This window comes from Fodinibius sp. (assembly GCF_034521915.1).
Classification (GTDB): domain Bacteria; phylum Bacteroidota; class Rhodothermia; order Balneolales; family Balneolaceae; genus Fodinibius.
Genome location: NZ_JAXHLU010000015.1, coordinates 156,478 through 175,440, shown reverse-complemented (window position 1 = coordinate 175,440; position 18,963 = coordinate 156,478). Strand labels below are relative to the sequence as shown.

General features: G+C 41.6%; 13 protein-coding genes. 6 read left to right on the top strand and 7 right to left on the bottom strand.

The features are described from left to right. The first annotated feature begins 40 nt into the window (after window positions 1–40). The 4 genes from U5J89_RS10925 to U5J89_RS10910 all read left to right on the top strand — a co-directional run bounded on the left by U5J89_RS10925 (window position 41) and on the right by U5J89_RS10910 (window position 8,327). On the top strand, window positions 41–1,096 hold the full coding sequence (locus tag U5J89_RS10925; protein WP_322575666.1) for an efflux RND transporter periplasmic adaptor subunit: 1,056 nt from the start codon (window positions 41–43) through the stop codon (window positions 1,094–1,096). Window positions 1,097–1,133: 37 nt separating this feature from the next. Next, entirely contained in the window at window positions 1,134–4,421 is a 3,288-nt protein-coding gene (locus U5J89_RS10920) for an efflux RND transporter permease subunit (RefSeq protein ID WP_322575665.1), read from the top strand. 18 nt (window positions 4,422–4,439) lie between these two features. Then, complete coding sequence (locus U5J89_RS10915; RefSeq protein ID WP_322575664.1) at window positions 4,440–7,472, top strand: efflux RND transporter permease subunit; 3,033 nt, start codon at window positions 4,440–4,442, stop codon at window positions 7,470–7,472. 123 nt (window positions 7,473–7,595) lie between these two features. After that, a complete protein-coding gene (locus U5J89_RS10910) occupies window positions 7,596–8,327 on the top strand; it encodes an acyl-[acyl-carrier-protein] thioesterase (RefSeq protein WP_322575663.1) in 732 nt (243 codons plus the stop codon). 102 nt (window positions 8,328–8,429) lie between these two features. Here the strand turns inward: U5J89_RS10910 and U5J89_RS10905 are convergent, their stop codons facing one another. From U5J89_RS10905 to U5J89_RS10875, 7 genes are all read right to left on the bottom strand, one after another. Next, entirely contained in the window at window positions 8,430–9,248 is an 819-nt protein-coding gene (locus U5J89_RS10905) for an aldo/keto reductase (protein ID WP_322575662.1), read from the bottom strand. A gap of 116 nt (window positions 9,249–9,364) precedes the next feature. Beyond that, entirely contained in the window at window positions 9,365–9,562 is a 198-nt protein-coding gene (locus U5J89_RS10900; protein ID WP_322575661.1) for a PID-CTERM protein-sorting domain-containing protein, read from the bottom strand. A gap of 12 nt (window positions 9,563–9,574) precedes the next feature. After that, complete coding sequence (locus tag U5J89_RS10895) at window positions 9,575–12,625, bottom strand: lamin tail domain-containing protein (RefSeq protein ID WP_322575660.1); 3,051 nt, start codon at window positions 12,623–12,625, stop codon at window positions 9,575–9,577. Between the two features lie 122 nt (window positions 12,626–12,747). Further along, window positions 12,748–13,647 carry a tetratricopeptide repeat protein gene (locus U5J89_RS10890; RefSeq protein WP_322575659.1) on the bottom strand — a complete coding sequence of 300 codons (900 nt, stop codon included), beginning with the start codon at window positions 13,645–13,647 and terminating at the stop codon, window positions 12,748–12,750. A 112-nt stretch (window positions 13,648–13,759) separates the two neighbouring features. Then, window positions 13,760–15,067 carry a dicarboxylate/amino acid:cation symporter gene (locus U5J89_RS10885; RefSeq protein WP_322575658.1) on the bottom strand — a complete coding sequence of 436 codons (1,308 nt, stop codon included), beginning with the start codon at window positions 15,065–15,067 and terminating at the stop codon, window positions 13,760–13,762. Next, window positions 15,064–15,873 (bottom strand): DUF92 domain-containing protein, encoded by an 810-nt coding sequence (locus tag U5J89_RS10880; protein ID WP_322575657.1) that lies wholly within the window; start codon window positions 15,871–15,873, stop codon window positions 15,064–15,066. Before U5J89_RS10880 ends, U5J89_RS10885 begins: the two co-directional genes overlap by 4 nt. Window positions 15,874–15,893: 20 nt before the next feature. Further along, a complete protein-coding gene (locus tag U5J89_RS10875; protein WP_322575656.1) occupies window positions 15,894–16,136 on the bottom strand; it encodes a hypothetical protein in 243 nt (80 codons plus the stop codon). Window positions 16,137–16,402: 266 nt separating this feature from the next. Here U5J89_RS10875 and U5J89_RS10870 point away from each other — a divergent pair, with 266 nt between their 5' ends. Next, window positions 16,403–17,029: a Maf family protein gene (locus U5J89_RS10870; protein ID WP_322575655.1), complete on the top strand. Its 627-nt coding sequence runs from the start codon at window positions 16,403–16,405 to the stop codon at window positions 17,027–17,029. After that, entirely contained in the window at window positions 17,019–18,962 is a 1,944-nt protein-coding gene (locus tag U5J89_RS10865; RefSeq protein ID WP_322575654.1) for a tetratricopeptide repeat protein, read from the top strand. The genes U5J89_RS10870 and U5J89_RS10865 overlap by 11 nt, the downstream gene beginning before the upstream one ends. The last annotated feature ends 1 nt before the right edge of the window (window position 18,963 follow it).

Below are 18,963 nucleotides of genomic sequence, written 5' to 3'. Positions count from 1 at the left end.
ATAGTTCTTAATGGAAAATCTTTCAAAATCAGAAAAATACATGAAGACGTTAACAAATTGGGTTGTTTTAGGGTCGCTGTTTTGCCTGTCAATTGCTGTCAGTTCTTGCAGTACTGAATCACAGTCAAAAAACGTAAGTGACGAGGACTCCACTTCTGCTATTCCGGTTGAAATTGCCAAGGCTACGAACGGCGATATTTCAGCTTATTACTCGAGCACTGCCACACTTGAAGCTGAATATGAAGCTACCGTAGTCTCGAAAGTTCGGGGAATGGTAACAGAGATCCATGTCGAGGAAGGGGATTTTGTGAAGGCCGATGAGGTACTTGCTCAACTGGAAGATGAACAGTTAGAATTAGAAGCTGAGCGTGCTAAAGCTACGATGGATCGCCTACATAATGAACTCACCAGAAAAGAAGAGCTCTTTAACAAAAATCTTATCAGTGCCCAGGAATTTGAGAACGCCAAGTATGAGTATCAAGCTCAGAAATCAGAATACCAATTGGCCCAACTGAAGATTAAAAACTCAAAAATTCGAGCACCTATCAGCGGGGTTATATCGGACCGGCTTATCAAAGTAGGCAACATGATTAACACTGATCAGGAACTGTTTGAGGTTACTGATTTCGATCCCATACTGGCTGTTCTAAAAGTCCCGGAGCACGAAATGTCCAAAATTCAAAAAGATCAGAAGGCTCTGCTTCGGGTTGACGCAATCAAAAATGAAACTTTTGAAGGAAAGGTATTGCGCGTAAGTCCGACGGTAAATCCACAAACAGGTACTTTTGAAGTCACTGTTTCTATCCGGGATGAATCCAAACAGCTACGACCCGGGATGTTCGGTCGCGTGCGTATTGTTTATGACACCCATCAAAACGCTCTTATGATTCCCAAAAATGCGGTTATCGAGGAAGATGGAATGAGCAGCGTGTATGTTATCAAAAATAGCATGGCTTATCGCCAAAATATAAATACCGGTTATTCGAATGGAGATAATATCGAAGTATTGGAGGGATTGGCACCATCCGATACGGTGGTAACCATAGGACAAAGCAGCCTTCAAGATAGCGCTTTGGTCGAAATTGTATCCTTATAACAAACAGCAGCTTATCATTATCTAAAAGGGATTCACTATGAAATTGATTGACTTTTCCATCAGACGCAAGGTAACCATTGCAATGTTTACCATCGGCATTATCCTTTTTGGGATGGTTTCACTCAGCCGCTTGAATATCAACCTGTTGCCGGAACTCAGCTATCCTACCCTAACCGTTCGAACTGATTTTGAGGGAGCTGCTCCAGCTGAAGTAGAAAACCTGGTGAGCAAGCCTATTGAGGAAGCCTTGGGAGTGGTAAAGAACGTACAGCAGGTGCGCTCCATTTCTCGATCCGGGCAGTCTGATGTCACGCTGGAATTTGCCTGGGGAACCGATATGGATTTTGCCAGTATTGATGTCCGTGAAAAGCTAGATGCCCTTCAGCTTCCGCTGGAAGTAGATCGACCGGTAATTCTACGCTTTGATCCCTCTCTGGATCCCATTATGCGTTATGCTTTTTACATAAAGGATAAAAAACCAGACCAGCCTCAAAACGTTGATTATGCGAGTTATCAGGAAGAGAAATCCACTTCACAAATCAGTAAACTCAAGCAACTGCGCCGCTACGCTGATGAACAGATAAAGAAGGATCTGCAATCTGCACTGGGTGTTGCATCCATTAAAATAAGTGGTGGTCTGGAGGAAGAAATCGAGGTGGCTGTCAACCAGGATCGATTGTCGCACTTGGGAATCTCAATCGACCAAATCACACAGGTGCTTGGCGCTGAGAATGTAAATCTGTCCGGCGGACGTCTGGAGGAAGGTACTCAACAATATCTGGTGCGGACGCTCAACCAGTTTCAATCTGTCGAGAATATCAAAGATGTTGTCGTCAGCAGTCAGGGGGGTAATCCGGTTTATTTAAAAGACCTTGCCGAAATTACCCAGGGCTATAAAGAGCGGGAAGCGATCACCCGACTCAATGGTCAGGAGGCCGTAGAAATAGCCATTTACAAAGAAGGCGATGCCAATACGGTTAATGTGGCCAAAAATGTAAAAGCACAGATGGACAATCTCTCTGAACGTCTTCCCGAGGGCATGGAAATGACCAAGGTATTTGATCAATCCACGTTTATTTCTTCTGCGGTTAGCGAAGTTGTTGATGCGGGAATCATTGGCGGTATTTTGGCTATTATTATCCTATACCTGTTTCTTCGCAACCTCTGGGCAACCGTTATTATTTCTCTATCTATTCCGGTGTCGGTCATTGCCACTTTTAATCTAATGTACGGCAATGATATCACCTTAAATATCATGTCATTGGGCGGTATCGCACTGGGTATCGGATTACTGGTCGACAACTCTATTGTTGTACTTGAAAATATTGCACGGCATCGCGAAATGGGCAAGAATCCCATAAAAGCCGCCAGTGACGGCGCTGGAGAGGTAGGTATGGCCGTGGTTGCTTCTACCCTAACAACCATTGCCGTATTCTTTCCACTTGTTTTTGTCCACGGTATAGCGGGACAGCTATTCCGTGATCAGGCACTGACAGTAACGTTCTCACTACTCGCCTCACTGGTTGTAGCCATTACATTAATCCCAATGCTTTCATCATTGGCGGGACGCGAAAAATCAGAAATCGAAAAACCAAAACTGAAAGAGCCTAAAACGAAAGTAGGCCGCTGGATGCGATCAGCACGGATCTTCACTTTTGAAACTATTCCAAGCTATATCGTAAAAGGTGGTTCTAAAATCGTCAGCGTTATCAGCAAGGGAGCTATGGTTGCTTTAAACCCTCTGTTAAATGCTTTTGAAAAGTGGTTTGACTCGCTGGAAGACAAATATCCTGCTGTTTTGCGATGGTCACTACGTCACCGATTTGCGGTTATTGCTTTTGCATTTTTGAGTCTCTTAGGTTCTCTGATGTTGGTCCCACAACTGGGAATGGAGCTTATCCCTTCTCTATCACAAGGGGAATTTAACGTAGAGTTCAACCTTCCACCGGGAACACCTATCGAACAAACCGACCGCGCCCTGCAGAATGTCCAGCAGGCAGCTCAAAATATTGATCCTATTCGAACCACTTTTGCTGTCGCGGGTACCGGTAATCAGATGGATGCCAACCCCAATCAAGGTGGCGAAAACTGGGGCGAACTGAATGTTACCTTAGCAAGCGGTGCGGGGCGTGCGTTGGAGGAAAGCACTATGGATGAGCTTCGGACCGATTTGCAACGTATCCCTGGCTTAGACTACAAGTTTTCGCGGCCGGCCCTGTTTACATTTAAAACTCCGGTTGAGGTCGAAATTTCCGGTTATAACTTGGATGACCTGAAAAAGGTCAGCGACAATATTCTCGAGAAAATGTCCTCTGACGGACGCTTTGCTGACGTAAAATCTACCATGGAACAAGGCAGTCCCGAAATCCAAATCACCTTTGATCGTCCCAAGGCAGCGTCACTTGGCCTGCAAGTGCATGAAGTTGCTGATCTTGTCGTCAGTAAAGTTCGTGGTGATGTCGCGACACGGTATTCCTGGAGAGACCAGAAAATAGATGTATTGGTTCGGGCTAAAAAACAGGATCGCTCCTCAATCGAAGATATTCAAAATATCCTCATCAATCCCAACAGCGAATCTCCGGTTCCGCTATCAAGTATTGCTAATGTAAAAGTGGCTACCGGACCAAGCGAAATCCGTCGGGCAGCACAACAGCGAGTGGCTATCGTATCAGCAAATTTAAATTACGGTGATCTTGCAACTGCTGCGGATGAAATTCGCAATATTATTGATGAAACTGCAATTCCAATGGGCGTGCAGGCACAAATAACCGGCCAAAACGAAGAGATGGCAGATTCATTTCGATCCCTGCTTTTTGCCCTTTCACTGGCTGTATTTCTGGTTTATCTAGTGATGGCCTCTCAGTTTGAGTCGCTTCTTCATCCGTTTATTATCCTCTTTACTATTCCATTGGCCTTGGTTGGTGCAATCCTTGGTTTGTGGATTACGGGGTCAACAATAAGCGTTGTCGTATTTATCGGATTAATTCTGCTGGCCGGAATTGTGGTGAATAATGCTATTGTGCTGATAGATCTTATTAACCAATACCGCGAGCGAGGAATGAATAAAATTAAGGCCATCCTTGAAGGAGGTAAATCACGGCTTCGTCCAATTATTATGACAACACTGACAACCACGCTCGGACTATTACCGTTAGCTATAGGATTTGGGGACGGCGCCGAATTACGAGCACCAATGGCAATCACGGTTATTGCAGGTCTCATCATCTCGACCCTGCTTACCCTCATTGTGATTCCGACGATGTATGCGATTATGGATCGCAAAGTGTACAAGAATCAACCGGCAATAGAACAATCAAATAAATAAAACGGAGGAATTGCTATTATGAAATTTACTGATCTTTCGTTGCGACGGCCGGTAACTACGATGATGATTTTTATCAGCTTTGTGATTATTGGAATCATTGCCAGCCGTATGGTGCCGCTGGAATATTTTCCCGATATCTCCTTTCCCGGAGCATATATTAGCGTCCCCTATCAAAACTCCACGCCCGAAGAAGTCGACCGCAATATTACGCGTCCGATTGAAGAGGCTATTGCTACCATTAGCGGTATCGAGCGAATCAGCTCAAACTCCAGCGAAAATCAGGCTGGGATCTTCGTTCAGTTTAAGATGGGATCAGACATCAGCCTGAAAGCAATGGAGCTAAAAGAGAAAATTGACGGCATCCGTAATCAGCTTCCGGATGATTTAGAGCGCTTTACCATTAATAAATTTTCCGCACAGGATAATCCGATGATGAATCTTCGGATTTCCAGTGAACGTGATCTATCAAACGCCTATGATCTGCTAAATCGCAATCTTAAACAGCGCATTGAACGCATAGAGGGTGTAGCGAAGGTAGATCTTTATGGTGTTGAAAAAAAACAGATCAGAATTGAGCTCATCCCCGAACGTCTTAAATCTCACAACATAAATATTAATGAGCTGGCCCAAACGTTGCGGCAAAGCAACTTTTCGGTAACAGCCGGAAAAGTGGAAGATGCCGGTAAACGCTATCTGGTTCGTCCTACCGGGGAAATTACTAAACCCGCAGAATTTGCCAATCTTGTTGTCGGCCCCAACAATCTAAAATTAAGAGATATTGCAACGGTTGGCTATGGAAGCCCCGAACGCGATTACGGTCGGCATCTCGATCAAAAATATGCCATTGGACTGGATGTGTTTAAAGAATCCGGTGCCAACACCGTAGAGGTTGGTGATCGCGTAATAGCAGAAATTGATGAAGTTAATAAACTGCCCGAAATGCGGGGCATCAATATTTTTGAAATGCATAATCAGGCTACCGGAATCATCAGCTCGCTTACCGAGCTATTTAAAGCCGGATTGTTAGGGGCCCTGTTTTCAATCATCATCCTTTACCTGTTTTTACGGCGCATCAGTACTACTCTAATTGTAGCCATGGCCGTCCCCTTTTCACTGATTGTTACCCTTGGCCTACTCTACTTTATGGAACTTTCGCTCAATATCCTTTCCATGATGGGATTAATGCTGGCTGTGGGTATGCTGGTTGACAATGCAGTAGTGGTGACTGAAAACATCCACCGCAACCAGAATATGATGGATGATAAAATTGAAGCCACTAAACGCGGTGTCAAACAGGTAGGGATGGCTGTTACCGCAGGTACATTAACGACCATCATTGTATTCCTGCCTAATATTATTAGCGAAGATTCGATGATTGCAATTCAGCTTTATCACGTTGCTATCACAATTATCTTGGCGCTGTCGGCATCCCTCTTGATTTCGCTAACTGTTATTCCACTGTTGACTTCCAAAATAGCAGCTCCGGAAAAGAAAGAACAAACAGATTGGGTTGACAGTCTGCAAAATTGGTACGGCAGTATGCTCAGCTGGTTACTCAAGCGCAGATACCTATCTGTAGCTTTAATAATGGGTACCCTGTTAAGCGTTGCCATACCGATGAATTCCGTAAATGTAGAGATGTTCGGAGGTTCAGAATCACGGGAACTTCGATTACATTACAACCTGAATGACACCTATACCCTTGAAACGGTTGAAGAATCTGTAACCCGAATTGAGGAATTTCTCTATGCAAATAAAAAAGACCTCGAAATTGACGCCGTTTATTCATATTTCGAAACCGGTTCTGCAACTTCAACCATCCTCTTGACAGATGAAGACGACGCTCAAAAAGATGTGACTCTCATCAAAAAAGAAATTGAAGAGCAGATGCCTAAGCTTGCTATCGGTGAACCTTCTTTTGAATATCAAGACCGTACCGGCGGAGACCAACTGCGTGTGTTTGTCATTGGAGAATCCACCGAAGTGTTGGCAGATCTTGCTGAGGAAGTTGAGCGACGCTTACAGGATGTACCCGGACTTGCCGATGTTCGATCAGAGGCCGAAACCGGAACCGAAGAAGTTCAGGTTCAAGTAAATCGAGAACGAGCGCGTGCTATGGGTGTTTCCTCACAACAAGTGGCCAGCTTGGTTTCGAACTCCATGCGTGGAATGAATTTACGCCGGGTACGTGGCGAACACGGAGAAACAGATGTCGTACTGGCTCTGCAGGAATCTGACCGCGAAACCATTGAAGATCTTATGCAATTGCCGGTTAGTGTTGGAAATGGAGAGTCGGTGCAACTGGCATCCCTGGCTGACTACAAAATGGATCGGGGCCCAAGAACCATACAGCGAGAAGATCGGCAAACATCACTGGGAATAACCATCAACCTTGACGGCATAACGATGGATAAGGCACAAGAGCGAATATTCCCAGTTTTGAATCAAATCAATTATCCTTCCGGTTACGGATGGAGTAAAGGCCGTAGTTTTCAGCAGGATCAAGAAGCCATGGACGAGATGATGGTAAATATACTTTTGGCGATGTTTTTGATCTACCTGGTGATGGCTTCACTCTTTGAATCTGTTTTATTCCCGTCCAGCATTATCACTTCCATATTTTTTGGAATTGTAGGGGTCTTCTGGTTCTTCTTTATCACCGGAACAACCTTCTCGTTTATGGCAATGATCGGCATTCTCATTCTGATGGGTATCGTAGTCAATAACGGGATAGTCCTAATAGATCATATCCATCAACTTAGAGAAATGGGCCTATCCAGACTTGAAGCCATTATTAAGGGATGCAAAGATCGCATGCGCCCTATTTTGATGACCGCCGGTACTACAGTACTTGGACTGGTACCACTCTGCTTTGGCACTACACAAATTGGCGGTGACGGTCCGCCCTATTTCCCCATGGCACGAGCTATCGTCGGAGGTCTCACTTTTTCTACCGTGGTTACTCTCGTCATTTTACCAGCTATCTACCTCATCCTCGATGATGTGAAATTATGGGGCAATAGAGTTTGGCAAATCGGCCGCAGCAAATAATCCTATAACCATACTCGGAGTTATAGCTAGTATCCCCGGCACTTTAAAAGTATCGGGGATTTGTTTTATTTCAGAGACCAAACAGATTGTTTACCTTCCTCTTTTTAATCAAATAGTAATGCAGTGAGCGAAATAACTTTTCAAGAGTGCTTCAAAATAAGGGCATCAGAAATTGACTTTAATCAAAAGGCAACACTCCCCGCCATCTGTAACTTATTGCAAGAAGTAGCCGGTAATCATGCCCGCGAATTGGAGTTTGACATTACTGATCTCCAAAAAGATGAACTGACCTGGGTATTGCATCGACTTCATGTAAAAATGGATCGTTTCCCCGATTGGAGAGAAACGATTACGATAAAAACCTGGCCTTCCAGCGGTGACGGGCTGCGTGCTTACCGTGATTTTTTGATTATGGATGAGAACGGAGACATTCTCGGCAGGTCATTGAGTTATTGGCTCATCATGAATATTCAAAGTCGACGCCCCGCTCGGATCCCCAAAAAGATTCTTGAAATGGCTCCAAAGGATACTGATCATGTCCTCCCAGTTACCGATGCTAGTTTTTCTGATCTAAATCAAGCAGACTATTCGCAAGAATTTGAGGTTCGTAAAACAGATCTTGACCTCAATAGACACGTTAATAATGTTCGTCTTATCGAATGGGCACTTTCATGTTTGCCGGATGGATCGAATGTTAACGAAATTGACATTCAATTTATGGCAGAATCAGTTTTGGGTGATACCGATATTGTAGAAGTTCAGAAACGCAGCTCTGATTCAGACAGCCAGTATTTTCATCACCAAATTTTAAGAGCATCCGACGATAAAACTTTAGCCAAGGCAACATCCCGATAAAGATAACAGATAGAGGATTTCCACTTTCTTCTTAAATAGAAAATGCCCGATACTTTAAAAGTATCGGGCACTAAGAATAGTTTTCTATTGCTTAGTAGAAGCTTATCCCCAATCAGGCGCAAAACTTGGATTTACTAAACGCATTGATTTCTCAAGCTGATCGATACGCTCGAAATCTTCATCCTCGAGATAAAAGTCGAACACATCAAAATTCTCACGCAAATGCTCTTCACTTGAAGCTTTAGGAATAGCTACTACATTTTCCTGCTCAATCAACCAGCGAAGAGAAATTTGAGCGGGAGATTTGCCATACTTTTCAGCAATTTCTTGCAAGTCTTTATTTTCCATCACCTTGCCCTGCGCCAATGGACTATACGCGGTAATCATAATATCATTTTCGATTCCATAATCCAGAAGGTCAAGTTGATCGATAAAGGGATGAAACTCGACCTGATTACAAAATATTGGAGCACGAATTTCTTCTTTTACTTTTTTAAGCAAGTGCAGTGGAAAATTACTGACACCAATATTCATCGCTTTACCCTGATCGCGCAGTACCAGCATAGATTCAATCGTTTTTCGCAAATCATACTGATCATTGGGCCAATGAATCATGAGCAGATCTACATATGGAGTATCTAACTGTCGCAAGGTCTCCTCTGTAGATTGAAGTACGTCATCAGCTTCAAGATTCGTATGCCATATTTTTGTACTTAAAAAGATATCTTCGCGAGGCACATTTGAAACATTCAGCGCTTCAGCTATCGCCTGCTCGTTTTTATACATTTGCGCGGTATCAATGTGTCGATAACCGATATCAAGTGCTTTTCGTACTACTTGTGAACACTCTCTGTCGTGAAGTTTATAGGTTCCAAGTCCAATTTCGGGCACTTCAAGACCCTGAATATTTTTATATTGCATTTGTATTAAAAGGAGTACTCCATTCTTATTAGAATTATAATCGTTGTCTTAACAGTTTAAAATACTGTATGATTCACTGAAAATAGAGAAAGTAGGTTAGATCAAAAAATCTATTCTTAATTGCGCAGTTTTTTTATAGCATACACCCCGCCTAAAGCCGCCAAAATTCCCAGTCCCCCATCAATGGGAGTTTGTTCGGGATCTGAGGGTAATCCGGGCTGTGCCAAAACATAATCAGGAATGACAAACAATACTCCGATTATAATAATAAGAGATAATAAAAACAGTTTAATTTTCTTCTCTGACCCTTTCATAATAGTTCTCCATTATTTTATCAAAGTCATTTTCCGGGTAAAGACCTCATTACCCACTTCAAAACGAGCGATATAAATACCGCTCGGCATATTATTGGCATTCCAGGTTTCTTCATGTGTTCCTGCCTCAACCATTCCATCAACCAATGTGGCTACTTTTTGCCCGATCATGTTCCAGACAGTCAGTTTCACTTCTGCATCTTCGGCAATTTCGTATGGAATTGTGGTCGTAGGATTAAAGGGATTGGGATAGTTCGGATTTAGCTTAACCGATTCGGGAATTTCACTATCACTGGATGTTTCAAAATTAGGGCTCACTGAAAGCACAAAACGTGAATTCTCTTCACTACCTTTTCTCTTATTCAAAAGCCCTTCTTGATCAGCTGTTTTTTTCTGGGCAGTTGATAACATCGTAAATTGATATTCTTCGGCAACATGTAAGTCAATCTCTCTATTTTTTTCTTTATCAATAAGCTTAATATCCCAGTCACTCGGAAGATCGTCAATATTATCCCAGCGGAAGGTTAGATTTGTACGACCATTTGCATCAAATGAAAAGGGTATTTCTAAACTCGTTTCTAAATCTTTGGGAAGTTCATTTTTTTGCAGGCGATTGTTGCCGTGGATGCTAAACAGATTTATTGAATTAGGATTTAGCGAAAATAGCTTATAGGCATCATAACGATCTAAATCGACCGTACCGTTTTCGCTGAACTCTAGTGAATAAGAATCAAAATACTCTTTCCCATGCAACTCTACATTAAATACAAAAGAATCCTCAGCATTATTCTTATAAAATTCAGTACCGGTATTGGCTTCTAACTCATTTTTATCAAAAGTTACCGTACCACTATTAACTTCATTAGTAAATCGAACAAAAAATGCCTGAAAGGGTGCTATACGATCACCATCAGACAATGTGATAAAATCACCATTCCCACTATTAGCTTCATTATCCCAAACATATATGTTTGCATTCACAACAGGATCTACATCTTCAATAGCGCTAATCAATGATCCAACGGAAAGATCAGTACCAAAAGGATTACCTAACAAATTCCATCCTTCATTATTGTCAATACCATTTTGACCATCATTGTCACTGGCCGATACATTCACCGATACCGTACTGCTATTTTCAGCATTATCAGTATTTATAACCTTCGGAAAACCGCCCTGAATGCCGGGAGTGTTGAATTCATCATCCTCAAAAACATAGACAATGTAGCCTTTACCAGTGGTAATGTTATTACCCATATCATTTGGAGCACTAAATGTACCGCCTCCGGTTTCATCCCATGAGAAAAGTGTCCCGTTTCCACTCGGATTATCAGAACCGGTAACGCCCTGCATCCAGAGATTGCTAAACAAGTCTGCAAAAGAAGTGTTTTGCGTGGGCGAAGATATCATACGCCAACCTTCACTACCACGAATTCCCATAGCATATTTAGAACCGAATGCGGTCCCGTCTACTTTTGTACCTGGGGAAAAAAGATTGTTATTATCACTAACCGTTGAGTGATCAACAAAACTACTACCAGTAATTTCAGGATCTCTAACAATTGTTTGATCATTGGATGCATCGGGATATGTCAAATTAATAACTTCATTGCCATCATCATCTTTCAAATAAATTGTGTCTCCACCATTATTTAAGCCTAACTCGAGTGACTCATTAGAACTTTGTACTATAGCACCACCAAAGGTATCCTTTGGATTCACCTCATCATCTCCAAAAAGAACTAATACACCGTTCGCAGGGATTACAGTACCATCTGGAAAAGTATGTCTTAAGCTTGTCTCGTCAGAAAATGTCCATCCACTTACATCAATATCTGAAGAAGTATTATTGACAAACTCTACAAATTCATCATCATTACTATCTACATTACTATTGCCATCTGCATCTCCATTGTTAGCATCTGAATCAGCATGAATTTCATTAATAACAATATCCGGATTATCATTATCATCTATGGTAAGAGTCAGATCGGAAGAATTAATGATAGTACCCGTCGAAATATTCTGAAGCCGAAATACTGCCTTTTCAGACCCTTCAAAATTTGTATCGTCTTCTAAATCTATTGGAACTGCTCTTGTAGTCCCGCTGGCATCCGTATCAGAAAAACTAACGGTTTGGGTTATGTAACTCGAAGAGTTTAGCGTAAAATCATCGCCGTTAGTTGCGGTACTGGATCCACTCAAAAATGCAACATCCACATCGACTGCTTCTCCATTCGCTTCAACCAACTCTATCTCTAAATTTACTGTGGTTCCCTCATCACCGGATTCCGTTAATGATGTAAAAGCTATAGTTGGTGGTAATTCAATTGTAAATGAAGTTTTATCAAAAGGTGGGAATGGCGCTATGTCTTCTCCTTTATAAATATCCCAGTTGTCGTCAGTGGCTTCCTCGGTGCCTACATCATTTAATAGTGAGAGGTATCCACTTGTTGTATTTCCGCTTCTATCACCGATATACTCAGCGTTATCAATATTATCTGGTAATAAAATTGTCTCATTACCTGCTTCCGTAAGACCTGTGTTAGCCAATGTTCCTTCTATTCCATCTGACTGGCTATATAAATCAGAAGCAGAAGCAATTGCTCCTAGAAAAGCATCTTCAGTAGGCGTAGACGGTGTATCCTTATCTGGTCCTAAAAAGGCGTAAATCACATCGCCAAAACCTGACAAGTTCATATTGGTATCATCCGTAATAGTCCCAATATTTACGGATGGTGTATCTTCAACATCTTTAAAGACCAACACACTACCAGCAGAAATACCACTGCCCGGAGCTTCCCAAGTTATCGATCCGCCACTACCCGCAAACGAACTTCCGTTCCACTCTTCACTTGTGAAATGAATTTTTTGATTGCCCGAAACACTACTTAATAAAACAACGGCAAAACCATCTTGAGAATCAGATCCTTCTCCATTAAAGCCTGTAAAGGCTACATCACCGGCAGATTGGCTATACCCCTCTTGTAGAGCAAAACAGAAAAGAATTGCTAAAACAAAAATTATTTTTCTAATAGAATAACTCGGTAGCCCTATACCCATACGCTCTACATTGGATAATGAATAATGATGTTATTAGTCATAAACTAATTAAGTATTTTTCGTACTATTTATCAAAAATTTAGTGCTTATTAATAAGGATTAAACATTTTTTAATAAATAGATTACAGTTTATGCAACCTGTTTTTACTTTTCTGTTTTAAAATATCCAGTGTATTGGTATCCATTGTTGCAACCATCTGATAGTTTTCGCGTGCACGGTCAAGCTTATTCGTTTTTTCCAAAAGACGCGCCCGATTATATTGGAAGATGATATTTCCGGGATAGCGCTCAGACAATGCTTCTAAATGCTTCAGCGCCTTTTCATTTTTTTGTTCCCGCTCATATAAATATGCCAAAATCATTTGGGCATCATTTCTTACGTAGCTATCAGACCGTGCTGCTTGTTCCAAAACTTCAAATCCTTCCTGCATATCGGCCGACATCCCTATCATGTTGGTAGCCCATTTTAATCCATTGGGTACACTTCCTACCATATAGTAAAACATGCCCTTACCAATTAAGGCTTTGGGATCATCGGCATCAAGTGCCAAAAGCTGCCGCGTATATTTAAACCCGGTCATGCCACTTTGCAGGGCCTCTTTGTAATTTTTTTCCGCAGCTGCTACCAAACTACGGTACCCATATAAACCACTGAGCATTAATACCATTGTAGTATCGCTGGAGTTTTCACTTAGCTGTTGCTTACTAATTTTAATTGCTTGCTTTGACTGATCAAGAAATGTTTCGGCAGCTTTTGAAGATTGATCCCCAAAATAATACTTCCAGAAAGGAATCATCGACTCAAAAAAATAAGCTCGTGAGTCCCCAGGTTTTTTCTGCTGCAGTTCTTTAAATACAGCCTTAGCTTCTATCCAGTCAGCCCGATAAAAAGCATCAATTCCATCCTCAAGCTTTTGTTCATAGGACGAAGAATCCGCATGAATTTCGGTGGGAGCAGCAAATAAAGAATTTGAAATAATACTACATAGAATAAAAAGCCATGTCAGGCGGATTACCGTCATATGCTCAGGCCTTCTGTATTCATATCCAAGATTAGGTAAAGCAGGAAATATATTTGATTAAAATATTAGAAGTTTAAACAGTTTATCGAAAAACAAACGTTCAGATTAACTATTAATCATCAAGATGCATTTCGCCCAGTAGTCCTTCGGTATGAGCTACAGCTACAGCTACAGCCGCATCACCCGTAATGTTAACCGCTGTTCGGCACATATCCAGAATGCGATCGACACCCAGAATCAGGGCAATACCCTCTACCGGTACCTGAATAGCTTGTAAAACGATAACCAGCATAATGATTCCTGCTCCGGGCACACCGGCCGAGCCGATAGAAGCAAGCGTTGCGGTCAATACAATAGTAATCTGCTGGGCAATTCCTAAATCCATCCCCAATGCCTGGGCAATAAATACTGCAGCTACTGCTTGGTAAAGACTGGTTCCATCCATATTTATCGTAGCTCCAATGGGCAGTACAAAACTGGAAACTTCTTCATCCACACCTACATTTTTTTCGACGCGCTCCATCGTAACCGGTAACGTAGCTGCACTGGAGCTGGTACTGAATCCCAAAAGCATAGCGGGGCGAATAGCTTTGAAAAAGTCACGTAATTTCATCTTACTAAAGAGCTTAAACAGTCCCGAATACACAATCATGAGATGCAAAAATAATCCAAGTACTACTACAAAGGTATACCAAAACAGTGCTCCCAAGAGATCCAAGGCCTGACCAATATCATCACCCGCAAGATCTACAATTACCCCCGCCATAAGAGCAAAAACGCCATAAGGTGCTACTTTCATGATCAGGTCTACTATTTTGATGATGACTTCATTCAGGGAATCAAAAAAATTAACCAGTGACTTACTTTTCTCGCTCGGAATCTGCATGAGGCCAATTCCCATGAGTAGAGCCACGAAAACAACCTGGAGCATATTTCCATTATCAGAGGCCGCCTTAAAAAAGTTTTCAGGAACAATATCCACCAAAAAAGACATTGGACTGCGATCCAAAACTTCCTGGGCGGATTGATCAGCTCCCTCAATATTATCCTGATATCCTGCCATCAGTTGTTCCTGTGTCTCAACCGGTAGAAAGTTTCCAGGCTGAATGACATTTACCACTGTCAATCCAATAGTAATGGCAAGCATAGTGGTTACTAGATAGATACCAATAGTTTTACCCCCCATTCGTGAAAGCTTGGCAATATCATTCAGGCTAGTCACCCCAACAATAAGCGACGCTAAAATCAGAGGTACGGCAATGAGTTTCAACAGATTTATAAATATGGTTCCAAAAGGTTGTATATAGTCAACCGTAAAGCTTGAGAAGCCGGCAAGGCTGGCCACCAATCCCCATATTAATCCCAGTACAAGTCCAATAATAATTTGCCAATGCAGTCGCTTATACCATACTTTTTTCATGCAAAAAACAGTTTTAAAGTTATTGCCAGTAAGCCGCCGATCCCTGTCGATATTGTATTGACCAAATTATTCGAAAAGGTAATTTCTCCATTAATAATCGGAAGCGTTACCGAGCGTTTATTCTGTTGAAAAAGAGCACCAAGATAAGAATCAATAAGACATCCCAAAACAGCTGCTGCAAAAATGAGTATAAAAACTGAATAATGAAATGAAAAAACGTATACACTAACCCCGGAAATCATCACGGCTGCAATTAAAGCTGCTGTTGTTCCTTTCATACTCACTCCCCCATCCGTCCCGGGCTTCACTTGTTTAAAGGTTGTAATCAGATAGGTACTGTCTGGGGTTCTGCTACCCAGCTCTGTGGCCCACGTATCAGCTGTTGCCGTAGCAATTACTGCTAACGCTCCAACCAAAAATGCGGGTGCATTAAAAACGGTGGCACTTATCAGAAAAACGACCAGCCAAAATCCATTCGCCCAAACTTGTAAACCCCCTCTCCTTACATTTTGGGAAATGTTTTCTGCGCGCCATTTCGATCGATCTGAAACAGTAACGCTGCTTATAAAAAACAACAATAACACTACGGCCAACTTCCATCCTCCAAGTCCATAAGCAAACATGCCAACAACAATAGCTGAGAACATACCATCGAGTGACAGCCCGCCTAAAGCAAAAGCCGCTAAAGAGAAAACACCAGCCAATAACACTCCAAGCAGTATGTTCCACTGCTGTGCTGTATTAGCAGCCGTAATGAATACGACAACCGCTATAAATAGAAATAAAGCGTTCAGCTTGCGATCCATCTGTCCAATTCAAGTGATTGTCAGGATGTTTTTTCGGAGCCCTGATCATGCTTAAGGATAGCGACAATAACGGCTGCATAACCACTCATGATAACAATCGGAGAAACATATAGTGATATAAATCCTTCAACTTCATTTTCGATATACATTGCAGAAAAGCCAATAACAACAAGGAGCAATCCCAATGCCAGAACTTTATAATTCCAGGCATCGAAAATCATTGGTTGCTTAGAACTACTGCGTCCATGTTTTTGTGATCCCATTATGATTAATCATTTTTAAAAATACGTTGACAATATTTGAACAATGTAACGAAAGAATATCTTTATTCTTTCATTCCAATTCAGCGGCTAAAGTAACGATTGATTTATTGAGCTACAAAAATACTGCCCAAGGTTATACATTATTATCGGCAATTTGAGATCTTAATTTTTGCCATTGGTAATTATTTTATAAAACGCTGATTAAAAGATGTACTATTAATTAGAAAAAGTAATTTTATTTTTTAACCAAACTACTCCCTTCCATTTTGGAAACCATCATACTCGCATCCGGAAGTCCACGACGCAAAAAACTCTTAAAAAAAATTGGTCTCACCTTTAAAGTTCATGCCAGCGATATCGCCGAAGATTATGATTCTCATTGGTCAGCAAGTAAAATTGTTAAGACACTTGCAGATAGAAAAGCCAGAGCCGTAGCATCCCAATATGGCAATGCACTGGTTATCGGTGCTGATACGATTGTGATCTATGATGATCAAATTCTTGAAAAACCGGCCACCCCATCCGAGGCAAATACAATGCTGCAACGGTTGAGTGGACATTCACATAAGGTATTAACGGGAGTATCGTTATTAAAAACAGATACCTCTAATAACATAACGAACGGCACCACGTTTATTGAGACAACAAATGTTATATTCGGGGATTTAAACCCAGAATTAATTGCCGCTTATGTGACAACAAAAAGTCCAATGGACAAAGCCGGAGCATATGGCATTCAGGATCCGCACGGTGCTCTATTCGTAAAAGCAATAGAGGGTGATTATTACAATGTAGTGGGATTTCCGCTCCACAGCTTTTATAATACGATTGCATCATTTGCACCGGAGGTCCTGTCCCAGCAAAAATTTTATCAATATTCCGATGACTCTTAAATCCTCTTCAAATAGTATTCTGTTTTTGATTTTCCTTTCGGCAGGAATACTATGCCATCAACCGGTACATGCCCAGCAAAATAAATCCTATTTTGAGGCTGATCAGCTGCTGAAGGAACAAAAATACGAGCAAGCGGCCAAACAGTTTGAACAGCTGTATAATCAACATCCGAACCGCTATCTGTTTTTGAATAAACTTACTGAGAGTCTCATCAATCTAAAGGAGTATGAGAAAGCAATAGCAATAACAAAACAAGCTGTTCAGAAAGGCCGGCACCGCCCACAAGCAAAAATCCGATTAGGAGAACTTTACCATATCAGCGGCGACATTGACCGAGCAAAACAGATCTGGAATAACGTCCTCAAAGAGTACCCGGACAATCAACAAGTATATTTACGTGTAGCCCGTACGGCCAGCGATCGGAAAGAATTTGAGAAGGCAATTGATATTTATGAAGATTTAAAATCTTTGTCGGAGCAATCAAATCTAATCTCCTCGGAACTGGGAGAGACCTATATGCAAGCGGGCAACTATGAACGGGCAATGCGAGAATTTCTGGAATTAGTGGAACAAAATCCCGACCGGTTAACGTATGTACAGCATCGGCTTATGCGCTTTAGGGATAATTATATCTATGATGTAGCTATCCTTGAAATTTCAGACTTTTTAGATAAACTATCACCCTCCCATCCCAGCTACAATAACCTGCAACAGCTTGAAATTTGGCTATTGATGGAGCGAAAGCTTTTTGAACGAGCTGTGGCTACAGCAAAAAATATGGAACAGGAGTCATCTACTCTTACCTATAGCCTATATAATATTGGATCCAAGTTACTGGCTGAGCAAAAGTTCGAGCTGGCCGAAGAATCATATTCCTACTACATAGATAATAATGTAGCATCTCTGGCAAACAGATGCCGAGAAGAACTGGCAAACGTATATATCGAGTGGGCAAAATATCTTGAAAATAATAATCTTGATCTTACCTCTAAACCTTCATCCCTATATCAGAAAGCGTTTTCTACCCTAAACACTCTTCGTACCAACGGCCGTAATTATCATCGCATGGATCAGGTTTTAACCACCCTAAGTGAATTATCCCTGGATGTTCTCCATGCTCCCGATAAAGCTGAAAAGTACTTGGCTGCGCTTCAAAATTTATCTAATGGAGATCGCACAAAGGCCAAACAAGCATATATAAGAGGCCGGCTGCATCTTTATGACAAAGAATATAACCGGGCACGACTTTCATTTTCAAAAAGTAATAATCAGGAACGCATTGGAGATCTGGCCGAAAAAAATCGCTATTATCTTGCATTGACGGATTTTTTTGCCGGTGATTATGAGTTTGCTAAAATCCAGCTGAACGCACTCGAACGGCAAAACACATCGTATTATGCCAACGATGCCGTACAGCTACGACTATGGATTCAAAAAGGGTTACAGGCAGACAGCACAGGAGCAAAAATTGAACCCATTGCTCAGCTTATTGAACATCTTTCACGAGGTGAAGAGCAGCAAAGTATTACTATCCTGGAGCAACTATTTCAAAAAGACCGATACAATCCATTACTCGGATACGGTCTGCTTGAATTAACGACCGAAAAAAAGAAAAAGAATGCAGCTTTTATATACCGTGCTTTAGCTACCTATTTAGAAACCCAGGGCAAATATTCTGCTCTACGAGAACAGCTAATGTGGGCAAAAATACGATTGGCCGACCAGCTGATAACAAATAGTGATATAAATTTAGGACCGTTGCAGGCAACGGCAAAACAATCTCAACTTTTTGAAAATAACGACATTAAAATTCCACAAACGGTAGATCAATTATTGCCCCTTTACGAAGAACTTTTATTACAATTTCCCAATGGATTTTATGCAACATTTGCACGCGACCGAATTCAGGAACTTGAAGAAACTCAGGTCTAAT

Coding starts and splice junctions, on each gene's coding strand:
- U5J89_RS10880 (WP_322575657.1), bottom strand. CDS start 15,873: ATGGATCGCAAGCTGAACGCTTTATTTCTATTTATAGCGGTTGTCGTA.
- U5J89_RS10890 (WP_322575659.1), bottom strand. CDS start 13,647: ATGACGGTAATCCGCCTGACATGGCTTTTTATTCTATGTAGTATTATT.
- U5J89_RS10875 (WP_322575656.1), bottom strand. CDS start 16,136: ATGGGATCACAAAAACATGGACGCAGTAGTTCTAAGCAACCAATGATT.
- U5J89_RS10920 (WP_322575665.1), top strand. CDS start 1,134: ATGAAATTGATTGACTTTTCCATCAGACGCAAGGTAACCATTGCAATG.
- U5J89_RS10925 (WP_322575666.1), top strand. CDS start 41: ATGAAGACGTTAACAAATTGGGTTGTTTTAGGGTCGCTGTTTTGCCTG.
- U5J89_RS10900 (WP_322575661.1), bottom strand. CDS start 9,562: ATGAAAGGGTCAGAGAAGAAAATTAAACTGTTTTTATTATCTCTTATT.
- U5J89_RS10905 (WP_322575662.1), bottom strand. CDS start 9,248: ATGCAATATAAAAATATTCAGGGTCTTGAAGTGCCCGAAATTGGACTT.
- U5J89_RS10865 (WP_322575654.1), top strand. CDS start 17,019: ATGACTCTTAAATCCTCTTCAAATAGTATTCTGTTTTTGATTTTCCTT.
- U5J89_RS10885 (WP_322575658.1), bottom strand. CDS start 15,067: ATGAAAAAAGTATGGTATAAGCGACTGCATTGGCAAATTATTATTGGA.
- U5J89_RS10915 (WP_322575664.1), top strand. CDS start 4,440: ATGAAATTTACTGATCTTTCGTTGCGACGGCCGGTAACTACGATGATG.
- U5J89_RS10895 (WP_322575660.1), bottom strand. CDS start 12,625: ATGGGTATAGGGCTACCGAGTTATTCTATTAGAAAAATAATTTTTGTT.